This window comes from Gemmatimonadaceae bacterium, assembly GCA_019752115.1.
Classification (GTDB): Bacteria; Gemmatimonadota; Gemmatimonadetes; order Gemmatimonadales; family Gemmatimonadaceae; genus Gemmatimonas.
Genome location: JAIEMN010000033.1, coordinates 1 through 13,857 on the forward strand (window position 1 = coordinate 1; position 13,857 = coordinate 13,857).

Genomic DNA, 13,857 nt, shown 5'->3' on the forward strand with positions numbered 1-13,857 from the left:
GTCGGCACCCGTCGCGACGCCGCCAGCCTCGGCGCCCGCGCCGACGCCGGCACCGAGTGCGCCGACCGGAGCGCCCGCCGCGCCGCATGCCGACAGCGCCAAAACGGTGGGGTGGCGTGACGGGACGTACACCGGCTGGGGAACCTCGCGCCACGGCGACATCGAAGCCACGGTGGTCGTCGAGAACGGCAAGATCACGGGGGCGATCATCAGTCGGTGCCTGACCCGCTACTCCTGCTCGTGGGTCGCGCATCTGCAGGCGCAGGTGGTCGCACGGCAGAGCCCCGAGGTGGACAATGTGTCCGGGGCCACGCAAAGCGCGAACGCCTTCTACTACGCCGTCGTCGACGCCCTCGCCAAGGCCAAGTGACGTTCGCCGGTCCGGTGGTCGAGGTCGCCGAGGCCGCGATGGGCACGGTGTTCGCCGTGCAGCTGTCGGACCCGACGGGGTCATGGGAGGTGGACGCACTCCGGGCCGAGGCGCATCGCGCCCTGACTGCCGTGCACGACGTCGAGCGTGTGTGCTCCCGCTTCGACGCGACCAGCGAGCTGCGCCGGCTCAGCGACCACATCGGCGAGCCCGTCCCGGGGAGCCCGCTGTTGGTGGAGCTGCTGGCGTTGGCGCTGGCGATCGCCGAGGCCAGTGACGGGGCGTTCGACCCGACGGTCGGCGCCGCGATGCTGGCGCATGGGTTCGATCGCCATTGGCGCACCGATGTTGCCGTCGGAGACGTTGGGCGCGTATCGCCGCCGCGTCATGGGGGCTGGCGTGACCTCACCGTCGATCAGGCGCGTGGTACGATTCGCCTCGACGCTGCGCATCAGCTCGACCTGGGGGCGCTCGCCAAAGGCTTTGCCGTGGATCTCGTGGCCGCCGCCATTCCCCACGCGCTCTCCGCCTCGATTCACGCCGGCGGTGACGTGCGCTGTGTTGGCGCCCATCCCGAGGGACGCGCCTGGACGATCGGCGTGCGCTCGCCGACACACACCGATCGATTCGCCGCGGTGGCGCACATCGCCGACGGCGCGGTCTGCACGAGCGGGGACTATGAGCGCGTGAACGCGGCCGGCGTGCATCACCTGCTGGACCCGCGCACCGGCCACGCCGCCACCGGTTTTCGCAGTGTCAGCGTCGTCGCGCCAACGGCCGTCGTCGCCGATGGCCTCGCCACCGCGGCGTTCGTCCTCGGCCCGGCGCGGGCCGCCGACTGGTTGGCCACGCAGCACGTCGATGCGTTGCTGATCGCGCCCGATGCCGAACCGCACACGGTGACCGGCGCCGGTACGACCACGTGGGAGCTCCTCCCGTTGGATTCCTGATTGACCTGACTGGGCCCTGATGACCACCCGACTCGACGTCGCGCACGCCAAACGATGGATCCGCTCGCCCAAAGGGCTCTTCGCCGGGGTGCTCGCGGTGCTCACCGTGCCCGCCGCCCAACAGGCGGGGTGGACACTCGTCGGGCCGTCGCTCGTGGCCGCCATGGCCGCTGCGATGCTGGTGGATCTGCCGCTCATCCGGTGGCGCGATGGCCACTGGAGTGTGCCGGACGGCGCCCTGCTCACCGGATGGCTGGTGGCGCTCACGCTGAGCCCGCACGAGCCGTGGACCGCCGCCGCGGGCGCGGCCATACTCGGGATCGTCGCCAAGCACGCCCTCAAGGTGAAGCGCGCGAACGTGCTCAACCCGGCGGCGGCGGCGCTCGTGCTCTCGTACTTCGTGTTCAACACGGGCCAGAGTTGGTGGGGCGCCTTGCCCGAGTTGCCCACGGCCTACGTCACCCTCGTGCTGGCGACGGGGGCCTTCATGGCGTGGCGTCTGCACAAACTCCCGCTCGCCCTCGCGTTTCTGGGCGTACACTTTCTCCTGGCGACGCTCCTCGCCTTCGTGGGCGATCCAGCCCATGTGGCGGAGCTCTACCGTGCCCCCGACGTGCACATGGCCCTCTTTGCGGCCGGCTTCATGGCCACCGATCCCCCGACGTCACCGCCCAAGTATGGCGATCAGATTCGGTACGGCATCCTGGCGGCCGTGGTGAGCTTCGCGCTGTTCGAGTTCGTGGGCGCCGTCTACTTCCTCCCCGGCGGCCTGCTCGCGGCGAACTGCTGGGAAGGGTGGCGCAAGTGGCGGCGCCAGCATCCGGCGCGCACCGTCGCCGCCGCCGCGGTTGCCTCATGAGTGACGCGAATCCGCTCCTGCACCGCGACGCCTATCGTCATCTGGCGTCGATCGATACGCGGTGGATGGACAACGACGCGTACGGTCATGTGAACAACGTGACGTACTACAGCTTCTTCGACACGGCGGTCAATCGCTGGCTCATCGAGCGCGGCCTGCTCGATGTCCAGACCAGCCCGGCCTTTGGCGTTGTGGTGGAAACCGCCTGCCGTTTCCACGCGTCCCTCAGCTTTCCCGACCGCGTGACGGCGGGCCTTCGCGTGGCGCATCTGGGCACCTCGAGTGTGCGCTACGAGATCGGCCTGTTTCGCAATGCCGAGCCGACGGCCGCGGCCACCGGACATTTCGTGCACGTCTACGTTGATCGCACCACCCGCCGGCCAGTGCCCATCCCGGACGCGATCCGCCTGGCGCTGTCCACGTTGCGCTGATCCGGAGCGCCGTGGGCGCCTAGCGCTCGGCGCGTTCGTACCGCGACAGAATGTCGCTCGCCGCGGGCAGATAGGCTTCGACGGGTGGCAGCCCACCATCGAGGAGCGGGCCGGTATCGCGCAGCGCCATCGCGATGTGGTACTCGAGCGCCGAAACGTCGCGGTGCTCGTGCACGCAGGCATCGAGCAGCAGGAGCAGATGATCGGCGAGCTCCTCCGGGGTCGGCTCGCGGACTGCACGCCATCCGATCGCCTCGAGGGCCGCGGCCAATGGCGGGATGGCGCCCGGACCACCGGGGCGGGTGTCGTCGAGGTAGCGCGCGCGCAAGGCGCTGAAGCTGGTCGCCATCGGCGGAGAATAACGGCGCATGCACCGGCCCGCGATGGCGTGACATATTCCCTCGGGCGCGCGTGCCGCACGCCCCTCCCCTCTCTCCTGCGTTGATGCCATGACCGCCCCGCTCGAACTCGGCCTCGATACCTTCGGCGACATCACCGAGGGCCCGGACGGCCAGCTCCTCGCCGCCCCCGACGTCCTGCGGAATGTGGTCGCCGAGGGCGTCCTCGCCGATGAGGTGGGCGTGGATTTCTTCGGCGTGGGCGAACATCATCGCGACGACTTCGCCGTCTCCGCGCCGGAGGTCGTGCTCGCGGCGATCGCGGGGCGCACCAGCCGCATTCACCTCGGATCGGCCGTGACCGTGCTCAGCTCGGATGATCCGGTGCGGGTGTACCAGCGCTTTGCCACGCTCGACGGCATCAGCGGCGGCCGCGCCGAGATCATCCTGGGCCGCGGCTCCTTCACGGAGTCGTTCCCGCTCTTCGGCTATCCGCTCGATCAGTACAACGTGCTGTTCGAAGAGAAGCTCGAACTCTTCGCCGAGCTGCTGAAGGAAGGCCCGACCACCTGGCGGGGCACCACGCGCGCCCCGCTGGTGAAGCAGCAGGTGTATCCGCCCACCGCCACGCCGCCCATCCGGACCTGGATCGGCGTGGGCGGCAGCCCCGAATCCGTCGTGCGAGCGGCCCACTATGGGCTGCCACTGACGTTAGCCATCATCGGCGGCGACCCGCGGCGCTTTCTGCCGTACGTGCAGTTGTATCATCGTGCGCTGGGGGAACTGGGGCGGGACCTGCTCCCCATTGGACTCCATTCCCCGGGGCACATCGCCGACACCGACGAGGAGGCGCGCGAGGCCATGTGGCCCGCCTTCAAGGCGATGCATGACCGCATCGGCCGTGAGCGGGGGTGGCCGCCAATGCAGCGCGCGCACTTCGAGCAGGAGATCGCCAGCGGCTCCCTCTACGTCGGGTCGCCCGAAACGGTCGCGCAGAAGATTGCCGCAACGGTGCGAGCCCTTGGCGTCTCCCGCTTCGATCTCAAGTACAGCGCCGGCCGACTGGCCCACAGCCGCCTCATGCGCTGTATCGAGCTCTATGGGCGCGTCGTCATTCCGCGGGTACGCGCCCTGCTCGGCCAGACATCCTGACGGCGCGCCCCACCCTCCGCCTTCCGCCCGCCCCTCACCTGCTTTCGTCCGTGTCGTTCCGCCGCCTGCTGACCGTCTGCACTGCCGTCGGGGCCCTTGGGCTCCCGGGGGCAGCGGTCGCACAGCCGTTGCAGGCGCCGTCGTTCGTCAAGGACGTCGTGGACGTGCGCAATGGCATGCCCGACACGCAGGTCTCGGCGGTGGCCCAGACCGCCGACGGCTTCCTGTGGCTCGGAACGCGTCGGGGGTTGGTCCGCTTCGACGGCCTCTCCTTTACGAGCTATACCCCGGCGCTCGAGCGCGAGCTGCCCTCGGCCAGCATCAATGCGCTGATCAGCGAACCCGACGGGTCGCTGTGGATCAGTACCGACAAGGGGCTCGTGCGCTACGCCGACCGCGCCTTTCACCGGATTCCGGCCACGGAGATCCCTGCGGTCGTGACGTGGAAGGTGCTGCGCGATCGGCAGCAGCGGGTCTGGGTGGCGGGGGCCTTTGGCGTGCGGGTCGGCGATGGCACCCATTTCCGAGAGGTCGCCGGCGTGTCCGCCCACATCTACGCGCTGGCGGAGGATGCCAGTGGGCGGATCTGGCTTGCCGGGCGTGATTATCTGGCGGTACTGACGAGCCCCACGGCCGCGCCGCAGATCGCGCCGTTCAGCACGGGCGAACGGTTTTTTGATGTCGCCGCCGACGAACGCGGGACCGTCTGGGCGGCCACCCGACACGGGGTCATCGAGCTCAATACCACGGGGGCCAACCCCTTCGTGATCGCGCAACGGATCGCGACGGCGAATGGGGAGGAGTGGGCCCAGGTGTGGGCGATGACCCGCGATGCCCGTGGCGATCTCTGGCTGGGCACCGACACGCGCGGGGTGCTGCGGGTGGACCATGGCCAAGCCGTGCCGGTGGACCCGCCTTCCGGCATTCGCGCCGACGCGGTGTGGGCGCTCACGACTGATCGGCGCGGCCGCCTGTGGGCTGGCACCTCCGGTGGTCTGGTCCGCTACCAGCGATCGGCGTTCCACACGATTGCCCAGGGCATGGGCGTTCGCTCCACCTGGTCGATTCGTCCGGACCATTCCGGCGCCGTCTGGGCTACGACCGACGATGGGCAGGTGTGGCTGCTCGGCTCGACCGGCTGGCGCCCGATGCTTCCCTCCGTCGCGAATCGCATGCCCGGATCGACCTGGCCGCGACGGGACGGTGGCATCTATTTCGCCGATGACGCCGGCCGCCTGTTTGCGATCGACCGCAATCGAGTCGCCGACATCACGGCGCGCCATGGCTTCCCCGGTCTTGGCCCGCTCGGGCTCTTCGAGGATGGGGACGGCGCGCTGTGGGCCAGCACACACAACGGGCTCCTGATTTCCCACGCGGGCGCGCCAGCGCGTCCGGCATTCGACTCCCTGCATCTCGCGGCGACCGATGAGCCGCGGGTCCTCATGCGCGACCGGCGGCAGCGCCTGATCGTGGGCGGCCCCGGGCTCACGATCGTGGACGCTGCCGGCGTGCGCCGCATTGGTGCCGCCGAAGGGCTGACCGACCCGGAAGTGCTTTCGGCCTACGAAGACGGCGATCGCCTCTGGATTGGCACCGCCGACAGCGGCCTCTTTGTGGTGCAGAATGATCGCGCCACGCTCGTCTCCACGGTGAACACACGCCTGCGGCGCGATATCCACGGCATCGTGCGCGATGATCTCGGTTCACTCTGGCTGACGTCCAGCTCCGGCCTCCTGCGCGTGAACCTGAGCGATCTGGAGCGCAGCCTGCGCGAGCCGGGCGGCAACGTGCGGGTGCGCGTCCGGGAGTTCAGCCGACTGGACGGCCTGCCGAGCAATGACATCAACGGCGACTATCAAAGCACGCTGTTCAAGGACGCGAGCGGGGGGATCTGGCTCCCCACGGCGGGCGGGCCGGTGTACTTCGATCCCCGCGGCGTCGCCGAAGACACCGTGGCGCCACAGGTGCACATCGACCAGATCGTGATCGACGGGGTGACGCAGCGGTTTGCGCCAAGCCTGACCCTCGAGCAGCATCCAACGCGCGTCGACGTGAGCTTCGCCGTCACCGACGCCCTGTTCCCCGAACGCGCGCGCGTGGCGTACCGGGTGATCGGCGTCGATACCACCTGGACCGATCTCGGACGGCGACGCGCCATCACCTTTGGCCCGCTGCCGGGTGGCACCTTCCGGGTCGAGGTCCGCGCAGCGTCCGAACATGGCGACTGGAACGCGCGACTGGCCACGGTCGACTTCAATGTCGAGCGTGATTGGAGTGAGCGCTGGTGGGCCGTCCCGATGCTGGTGGCCCTGGTGCTCGCCGCGTTCGCCCAATCCGTCCGCATCGTGCGCATCGAGGCGCGCGAGCGCGAAGAGCGCCTGTCGCGGCTGGTGGCCGAACGCACCGCCGATCTCGAGGCCAGCCGGGCCATGCTCGAGACGCGCGTGCAGGAGCGGACCGCGGCCCTCGCGCGCGAACTCGACGAACGCACGCAACTCGAGCAGCGCCTGGCGTCGAGCCGCAAGGCCGAGAGCCTCGGGCGCCTGGCCGGTGGCGTGTCACACGAGATCAACAACGCCCTCGCGACGGTGCTCGGGTTTGCGCAGCTCGCGCGCAGTACGGCCAACGGCAACCCGAATCTGCAGGCCGACATCGACGAAGTCGTGCGGGCCGGGCGGCGCGCCGCCAACATCACGCATCAGCTGCTCGCCTTCGCACGGCAGCAGCATACGCCGATGCGTCGCGTGCAGATCGATGGCATGGTGCGCGAACTGGTTCGCTCGCTCGAGCAGCTGCTGGGGCCCGAGCTGTCGCTGCACACGCGCCTCGCCGACGCCGTGCCGCCCGTGCTCGCCGATCCGCTGCAGGTCGAGCAGCTGCTGGTCAACCTCGTGAAGAACGCGCGCGATGCGAAGCCGCGGGATGGTACCGTGACCATCAGCGTGGAGCCCGTGGCGCTGACCGCCTCGCAGGCCATCGGTGATCAGGTGCTGCCGGCCGGTCATTACGTGACCCTGGCCGTGATCGACACCGGTGAGGGGATCGCGCCGGAGGTCCTGGAGCACCTCTTCGAACCGTTCTACACAACCAAGGATATTTCGACGGGCAGTGGTCTCGGTCTCGCCGTGTGTCAGGGGATCGTCGCGCGACACCAGGGCGCGATCGAAGTCGAAAGCACCGTGGGCGAGCGCACCTGTTTCCGGGCGTGGTTCCCGGCGCAGGCGGCGACGCTGTCGACCCCCAGTCAGGGCCAGCCGGCCATCGGCGGCAGCGAAACGCTGCTCTTTGTGGAAGACGAGGCGAGCATCCGCACGTTTGCGGTGCGCATGCTGCGCGCGGATGGTTATACCGTGCTGGATGCCGAGGATGGTGCCGCCGCACTGCGCGTCATCGGCAACACCACGGCCACGATCGACTGCGTCATCACCGACATGATGATGCCCAACGTGAACGGGCTCGAGCTCGCGCGTCTGCTGCGCGCGACGCGGGCCGATCTGCCCATCGTGTTCATCAGCGGCTTTGCCGGTCTGGATGAACAGGCGCTGCGCGACATGCGCAGCATCGGCCCCATGATCGCCAAGCCGTTCACGCAGGAAGAGCTGGCGGCGGCCGTCCGACGGGCACTGGATGCCCGTCGGCGGGTGGCCGACTCACTCAGCAGCTGACGACGCGCCGCTCACCACGGAATGACGGTGCCGCTCCAGGCGCCGGGGTGGCCATCGAACAGCGTACCGGTCAGCTGCTGCAGCACCTCCGGCACCGTCGCCCCACTCAGTCGCATGGTCCCCAGGCGGACGAGCAGCCACGGCATCGAGAGCGGGCGCGCCACCGCGAGGACCACGAGATACCGGTCATTGGGGGCGCTGGCGGTGAGGCTCTGGCGAAGGATCGTCGTCGCTGGCGGCGCGGGCGCCGTTCGCGACGCCACGGTGGCACAGCTCGCGGCGGCATAGGCCTGCGACGCACCGCCCACGCCGGCGTAATCGACGCGCCCCCCCGCCGGATTGATCGCCACTTTGCGCCCGTTCTTGTTGGGATCCGCGCGGAACTGTCGATCGAACTCCGCCTGCAGTTGCGCCGTCTGGCGGGAGAGGCACGCCTCGATGGCCGCTTCGCGCCGCAACGCGTCGGTGTCGGTGAGCGATGACGAACCGGCAATCACCGTGGCCGTCACCGCCAGATCGGCGGGACGCAGATCGACCGGAATGGGGCCACTCGCCAGCAGGCGCGCGTTCTTCGGTTGATCAGGCGCGAGCAGGATCGGCGCCTCGCCCAACGTGAGCGAGAGCACGACCAACTGCGCCGGACGCGGCAACCGCACACTCACCCGACCGTCGCGCGGCGGGCCGAGGGTCACGCGCCCGACCAGCGCCGTGTCTCCGAGAAAGACCGCCGCTGTATCCGCCGGCGCGCGACGCGGCGGCAGACGCTGCGCCACCGTCGTAAGCGCCGACGTCCCGACGGCACCCGCCTTGGCCAGCGCGAGCTGGGCGTCGCGCCGAACCTGCTCACTCGGGTCCCGCGTGACCACCACCTCGAGCATGCGGCGCCCATCGGCATCCAGGCGCTGCGCGAGCAGATAGACCGCACTGCGTCGCAGTTCGGTGGCGCAGGGCGTCCGCATCGCGAGGAGTGTCGCGAGATAGCCGGTGATGACCTGCGGATCCGAGAGCATCGTCAGCGTGGAGAGCGCCGCCATCGCCGCGGCATCTTCGCGGTCCGCACACGGCGCCCCCTCGGGCGTGCGCGGCGGGAGCTGCGCGACGACACTCTCCACGCGCGCGCGCAGCGCGAGCACATCATCGCTGCCGGCCGCCTCGGGGAAGCGCAGCTGCTGCTCATCCAGCACCATCAACGCTTGCTGCATCAACGTCGGCTCATCGATGCGCTGCAGCGCGAAGGCCTGCCAGTAGTAGCTGTCCGGTACGTAGGGGGAGCGCGGATACGTCAGTCGCAGCGCGGCGAACAGCCCGGCGGCACGCCGATAGTTCCCCTTCGTCAGCGTACGCGTTGCCTCCCGGAACACCGTATCAGCGCCCTGCACCACCGCCTGCCCGGTGACATTGGGCAGGTTCTGCGCCGCGGCGGTCGACCGCGCCGCGCCGATGGCGAAGGCGGCGATGACGAGCGCGCGCCCGCACACCGGAAAATGGCCCCATCGCGACATCACGGTTCCTCCGACCCGCTGCGCGCTTCGGCAGCCGCGCGCAGGCGGGGTAACAGATTGGTTTCCCGCATCGCCTCGTCGGCGGCGGCACGCGTCGCCGGCGCTGTGGCTCGCGCCCGCGCGAGCTGCGCGAGCACCAGTTCAAGATCCTGCAGCAAGCGATGCGTACGCGCGGCGCGGCCGCCCGGCTCATCGAGCAGGGTACGCGTGGTCGTCAACAGCTGCTGCAGCTGGAGCCGTGTGGCACTGTCCGCATCGGTGGCGTGCTCCCCATCACGTACGGCCGAGAGCACGGCGACCGTCTGCTGCAGGTGTTCCGCCACCACCGGCGTGATCGGCATCGCGCGACGCGTACGTGACACGCCGCTCAGCGCAGCGCTGGGTACCTCAAGAGACGGCGCGGACGGCATCGGCGCGACGTGCGGCGTGTCCACGTTCGTGGCGGCGAGCGGCCCCGGCGCCGGAAGCGTACCGGCCGCCGTGACGCGATTGGCGGACGCACGATCGGCGCTGCGCACGGGCCACGCGAAGCGTCCGAGTGCGACGCCGAGCACGAGGCCCGCGGCGAGCAGGGCCGGGCCGCGCCACCGCGACCTCGTCGGCGATGTCGGGATGACCCGCGGCGCGACCGCCGCGTCGTTCCGCTCGAGGACGCGCCCATCCACCAGGCGCGGCGCCTGGGCCACCCGGGCCCACATCCGGTCCATCGGAATGCTGGCGTCGGCCGGCGTCATCGCCCGCGACACCTGCGCCTCCATCCACGGATCGAGCGGCTCGCTCTGTTCCTCTGGCCGGTCCATCATGCGCACTCCGAGTTTCGAAACGGGGCGAGCGCGGCTCGAAGCCGCGCCCGCGCCTTGGATAACTGCGACTTACTCGTGCCCTCGACGATCCCGAGCTGCGCACTGATCTCGTCGTGCGTGTAGCCCTCGAGATCGTGTAACACGTACACGGCCCGGGTCCCGGCCGGCAGCGCCGCGATGGCCGCCTCCAGCCGCTCGCGCAGATCGGGGTCGGTCGCCGTCTCCGGTGACGCCACCGACTCCGCCTCCTCCATCGACGCCGCGTACTGTTCGCGCCGGAGCACCGTCTCCATGCGGTTGCGCGTCACCGACACGGCGATCGTCCGCAACCACGTGGCCAGCGAGGCCTCCCCACGAAACTGGTGCAAGCGACTGAATGCCCGAATGAACGTGTCCTGGGTCCAGTCCTGCGCCTGCTCCGCACGTCCGGTCAGCCGATAGATCAACCGATAGATGCCGGGCGCGTACTGATCGAACAGCTCGCGCTCGGCCGCCTGCTCGCACGCCCGCACCCGCGCGACCAGCGCCAGGTCCGCAGGCAGGGCGGTTGGCACCGCAGCGAGGCGATCGTCGACGGGAGGGCGCGTCACATCAGAGGTGACAGGGACAGCCCGGCGAGGGTTGCCCATATGCCCTACAGCAGCGACGGATTGCGCTGCCAGACCGACACGGTGAGGGCGCTGGCGAAGCTCACCCAGGCGAGATACGGCGCGAGCATGAGCGCCGCCGGCCGATCATGCCGCCGGAACGCCAGCACCGTGGCCAGGATGGCGGCCCAGAGCGCCACGACCTCGGCGGTGGCCCAGAGCCCCACATGTCGCTCGAAGAACAGCCACGTCCAGAGGGCATTGAGCACCAGCTGCCCCGCGTACAGCCCGAGGGCGCCCCGCGCGGCGCCGCCGGCGGCGCGCCAGGTGCGCCAGGCCGCCACCGCCATCAGGAGGTACAGCACACTCCAGACGGGCCCGAACAGCCACGGGGGCGGCGCCCAGGCGGGCTTGTCGAGCTGGGCGTAGAAGACCGCCGAGGTGACCGACGAGCGCGCCGCAATGGCGGCGGCGGTCCCGGTCACGACGATCGACACCAGGAGGGCGAGCCAGGCGGCGCCGGACGAGACCGGGGGCTGGGCGGAGGCGGCGGCGCGAGGCGACATACCGCAATCTACCCGTTGGCCGTCGAACAGCTCCGCTGGGCATGACAAAGCCCGCCACCGGCGAACCGGCGGCGGGCTTTCTCGTATGCAATCGGGACGGCGGGATTCGAACCCGCGACCCCCTGAACCCCATTCAGGTGCGCTACCGGGCTGCGCTACGTCCCGTCACCGCCAGACCAGCCGGTGAGCAGACTACGGAACCTAACCCCGTGCACCGCCCGGTTCCAGCCCCAACCGCCCCCGTTCATCCTCGACGGCAGGCACGGCAGACGGTAGATCATGACATGCGCCTTCCCCTCCGTCTCCTCGCCGCCGGTACGCTCAGCGCCGCGCTGGCCACGCCGTCGTTGTCGGCCCAAGCGGCCACCAAAGCCAGCCCCGCCCGTTCGGCGCGCACCCTCCCCTCCCCCGCCTCCATTCTCGGCTGGGAGCCCGGCGCCGACCGCAAACTCCCCACCTGGACGCAGGTCACCGACTACTTCACCGCGCTCGATAAGGCGTCGCCGCGTGTCTCGGTCCGCACGCTCGGCAAGACCACGCTCGGGCGGCCGTTTCTGGTGGCCTTCATCGCCGATGAAGCCACCATCGCCAATCTCCCGAAGTACCAGAAGATCCAGCAGGAGCTCTGGGACCCGCGCACCCGCACGCGCACCCGCGAGGCGCTCATCGCGCAGGGGAAGAACGTCATCCTCATCACCTCGAGCATTCACTCCACCGAAGTCGGCGGCTTCCTCACGCCGTTCGTGATTGCGGACCGCCTCGCGCGTGGCGACACCCCCGAAGCGAAGTCGATCCTCGCGAACACCATCGTGATGCTCGTGCCGAGCCAGAATCCCGACGGCGTGGATATCGTGGGCGACTGGTATCGCCGCACGCTCGACACGCCGGCCGAAGGGAGCACGCCACCGGCGCTCTACCACTACTACTCGGGGCACGACAACAACCGCGACTGGTACGCGTTCAGCCTCAAGGAGACGCGCTACACGGTGGACTCGCTGTACACGCCGTGGGTGCCGCAGATCGTGAACGATGTGCACCAACAGGGTGGCAATGCCGGGCGCATCTTCATTCCGCCGTACATGGATCCGCTCGAGCCCAACATCGACCCTATCCTCACGGCGAGCACCAACGCGCTGGGCATGGCGATGTCGTGGCGCATGATCCAGGAAGGCAAGACGGGCGTGGCCACCAATGCGGCCTACGACCAGTGGTCACCGGCGCGCCAGTATTCGCTCAATCACCGCGGCGCGCGCATTCTGACCGAGACGGCGAGCGCGCGCCTCGCGAGCAGCGTGGACATGCCGTTCAATCGTCTGGGCGCGGGTCGCGGGTACGAAGCCAAGACGCAGTCGTGGAACTATCCCGCGCTCTGGCCCGGCGGCCGCTGGGGGATCGGTGACATTGTGGCCTATCAGGTCAGCGCGACGTGGGCGCTGCTGGTGGAAGCGGCGCGCGACCGGACGGCATGGCTCACGAGCTACGCCACGCTCGCCGACCGCGCGCTGGATGACGCGCACCCGTGGACCGCGACCGATGTGCCGGCGCAGTTCGTCATCAGCAAGACGCAGCCCGATCCGGTGGCGTTGCAGCGACTCGTGTGGACGTTGCAGCACGGGCAGGTCGAAGTGCATGAAAGCGTCCCGGCCGGCAGCTACGTCATCCCGGTGAAGCAGCCCTTCGGCGCGTACGCCAAGGCGCTGCTGGAGCCGCAGGCGTATCCCAACCTCGAGGAGTATCCGGGCGGGCCGCCGAAGCGCCCGTATGACGTCACCGCGCATACGCTGCCATTGCTCTTTGGCGTGGCGGTGACCGCGGAGAAGACGCCGAGTGTGCAAGCGGGGGCGCTGGTGAAACCGGTCGCCGAACCAACCTACCCCGCCCCGTCGCTCGGGAGTGCGCGTATCGCCGTCTATCAGAACCGCAACGCGAGCATGGACGAGGGATGGACCCGGTGGGTGCTCGATGCGAACAAAGTGCCGTTCACGTCCCTCAAGGACCCCGAGCTGCGGGCCGGCAATTTGAACGCGAAGTACGATGTGATCCTGCTCCCCGATCAGGCCGCCGCCCAGTTGACGCGTGGCCTTGCCGCACCGTACCCGGATTCGCTGCGCGGTGGGATCGGCACGGCGGGAGCGGCCGCCCTCAAGACATTCGTGGAGGCGGGCGGCACCGTGCTCGCCTTCAACGAAGCGAGCGACTACGCGATCGAGACGTTCAACCTGCCGGTGACCGATGCGTTGACTGGCCTCAAGAACACCGACTTCTACGCACCGGGATCCATTTTCAGGGTCGAACCCAACCGCGGGTCACCACTGACCGCGACGTTCACGGCGCCTACCCCGGCGGTGTGGTTCGAGGACTCGCCGGCCTTCACGATCACCGACCCGGCGCGCGCCACGGCCGTGTTGCAGTATCCGGCCACGGGGAGTGCGCTGCTCTCTGGCTGGCTGCTCGGCGCCCCCCGCCTCAACGGCAAGGCGGCCATGGTCGATGTACGCGTCGGCCAGGGGCACGTCGTGCTCTACGGCTTCCGCCCGCAGTATCGCTCGCAGACAAACGCCACCTGGCCACTGATTTGGAGCGCCATCGCCCGGAGTGCAGTGCGACAGTAGCACCCGCACCGACGTCGCGGCG

12 protein-coding genes and 1 tRNA gene are annotated in these 13,857 nt (G+C 69.7%); 7 read left to right on the forward strand and 6 right to left on the reverse strand.

Features of this window, described 5'->3' with window-relative positions:
- From K2R93_16180 to K2R93_16195, 4 genes are all read left to right on the forward strand, one after another.
- Positions 1 to 370: FMN-binding protein (locus K2R93_16180; GenBank protein MBY0491383.1), on the forward strand; the 370-nt coding region annotated here is incomplete at its 5' end.
- Positions 367 to 1,320 (forward strand): FAD:protein FMN transferase, encoded by a 954-nt coding sequence (locus K2R93_16185; GenBank protein ID MBY0491384.1) that lies wholly within the window; start codon positions 367 to 369, stop codon positions 1,318 to 1,320. The genes K2R93_16180 and K2R93_16185, both read left to right, overlap by 4 nt.
- Positions 1,321 to 1,339: 19 nt before the next feature.
- Positions 1,340 to 2,179 carry an RnfABCDGE type electron transport complex subunit D gene (locus K2R93_16190; GenBank protein ID MBY0491385.1) on the forward strand — a complete coding sequence of 280 codons (840 nt, stop codon included), beginning with the start codon at positions 1,340 to 1,342 and terminating at the stop codon, positions 2,177 to 2,179.
- Positions 2,176 to 2,610, forward strand: coding sequence for an acyl-CoA thioesterase (locus K2R93_16195; protein MBY0491386.1), 435 nt, complete (start codon positions 2,176 to 2,178; stop codon positions 2,608 to 2,610). Before K2R93_16190 ends, K2R93_16195 begins: the two co-directional genes overlap by 4 nt.
- 19 nt (positions 2,611 to 2,629) lie before the next feature.
- Here K2R93_16195 and K2R93_16200 read toward each other — a convergent pair whose 3' ends face one another.
- Positions 2,630 to 2,959 (reverse strand): hypothetical protein, encoded by a 330-nt coding sequence (locus K2R93_16200; protein ID MBY0491387.1) that lies wholly within the window; start codon positions 2,957 to 2,959, stop codon positions 2,630 to 2,632.
- 100 nt (positions 2,960 to 3,059) lie between these two features.
- Here K2R93_16200 and K2R93_16205 point away from each other — a divergent pair, with 100 nt between their 5' ends.
- A complete protein-coding gene (locus K2R93_16205) occupies positions 3,060 to 4,100 on the forward strand; it encodes an LLM class flavin-dependent oxidoreductase (protein MBY0491388.1) in 1,041 nt (346 codons plus the stop codon).
- Positions 4,101 to 4,150: 50 nt separating this feature from the next.
- Complete coding sequence (locus tag K2R93_16210; GenBank protein MBY0491389.1) at positions 4,151 to 7,765, forward strand: response regulator; 3,615 nt, start codon at positions 4,151 to 4,153, stop codon at positions 7,763 to 7,765.
- An 11-nt stretch (positions 7,766 to 7,776) separates the two neighbouring features.
- Here K2R93_16210 and K2R93_16215 read toward each other — a convergent pair whose 3' ends face one another.
- The 5 genes from K2R93_16215 to K2R93_16235 all read right to left on the reverse strand — a co-directional run bounded on the left by K2R93_16215 (position 7,777) and on the right by K2R93_16235 (position 11,388).
- The gene (locus tag K2R93_16215) at positions 7,777 to 9,267 is read right to left on the reverse strand and encodes a hypothetical protein (GenBank protein ID MBY0491390.1); all 1,491 of its coding nucleotides are present in this window, start codon (positions 9,265 to 9,267) and stop codon (positions 7,777 to 7,779) included.
- Complete coding sequence (locus K2R93_16220) at positions 9,267 to 10,070, reverse strand: hypothetical protein (GenBank protein MBY0491391.1); 804 nt, start codon at positions 10,068 to 10,070, stop codon at positions 9,267 to 9,269. Before K2R93_16220 ends, K2R93_16215 begins: the two co-directional genes overlap by 1 nt.
- A complete protein-coding gene (locus K2R93_16225) occupies positions 10,067 to 10,660 on the reverse strand; it encodes a sigma-70 family RNA polymerase sigma factor (GenBank protein ID MBY0491392.1) in 594 nt (197 codons plus the stop codon). The genes K2R93_16220 and K2R93_16225 overlap by 4 nt, the downstream gene beginning before the upstream one ends.
- Positions 10,661 to 10,704: 44 nt before the next feature.
- A complete protein-coding gene (locus K2R93_16230; GenBank protein MBY0491393.1) occupies positions 10,705 to 11,223 on the reverse strand; it encodes a tryptophan-rich sensory protein in 519 nt (172 codons plus the stop codon).
- Positions 11,224 to 11,314: 91 nt separating this feature from the next.
- A tRNA-Pro gene (locus tag K2R93_16235) sits at positions 11,315 to 11,388 on the reverse strand.
- A 119-nt stretch (positions 11,389 to 11,507) separates the two neighbouring features.
- On the opposite strand from K2R93_16235, the gene K2R93_16240 reads away from it, so the two are divergent.
- Positions 11,508 to 13,835: a hypothetical protein gene (locus K2R93_16240; protein MBY0491394.1), complete on the forward strand. Its 2,328-nt coding sequence runs from the start codon at positions 11,508 to 11,510 to the stop codon at positions 13,833 to 13,835.
- Positions 13,836 to 13,857: the final 22 nt, after the last annotated feature.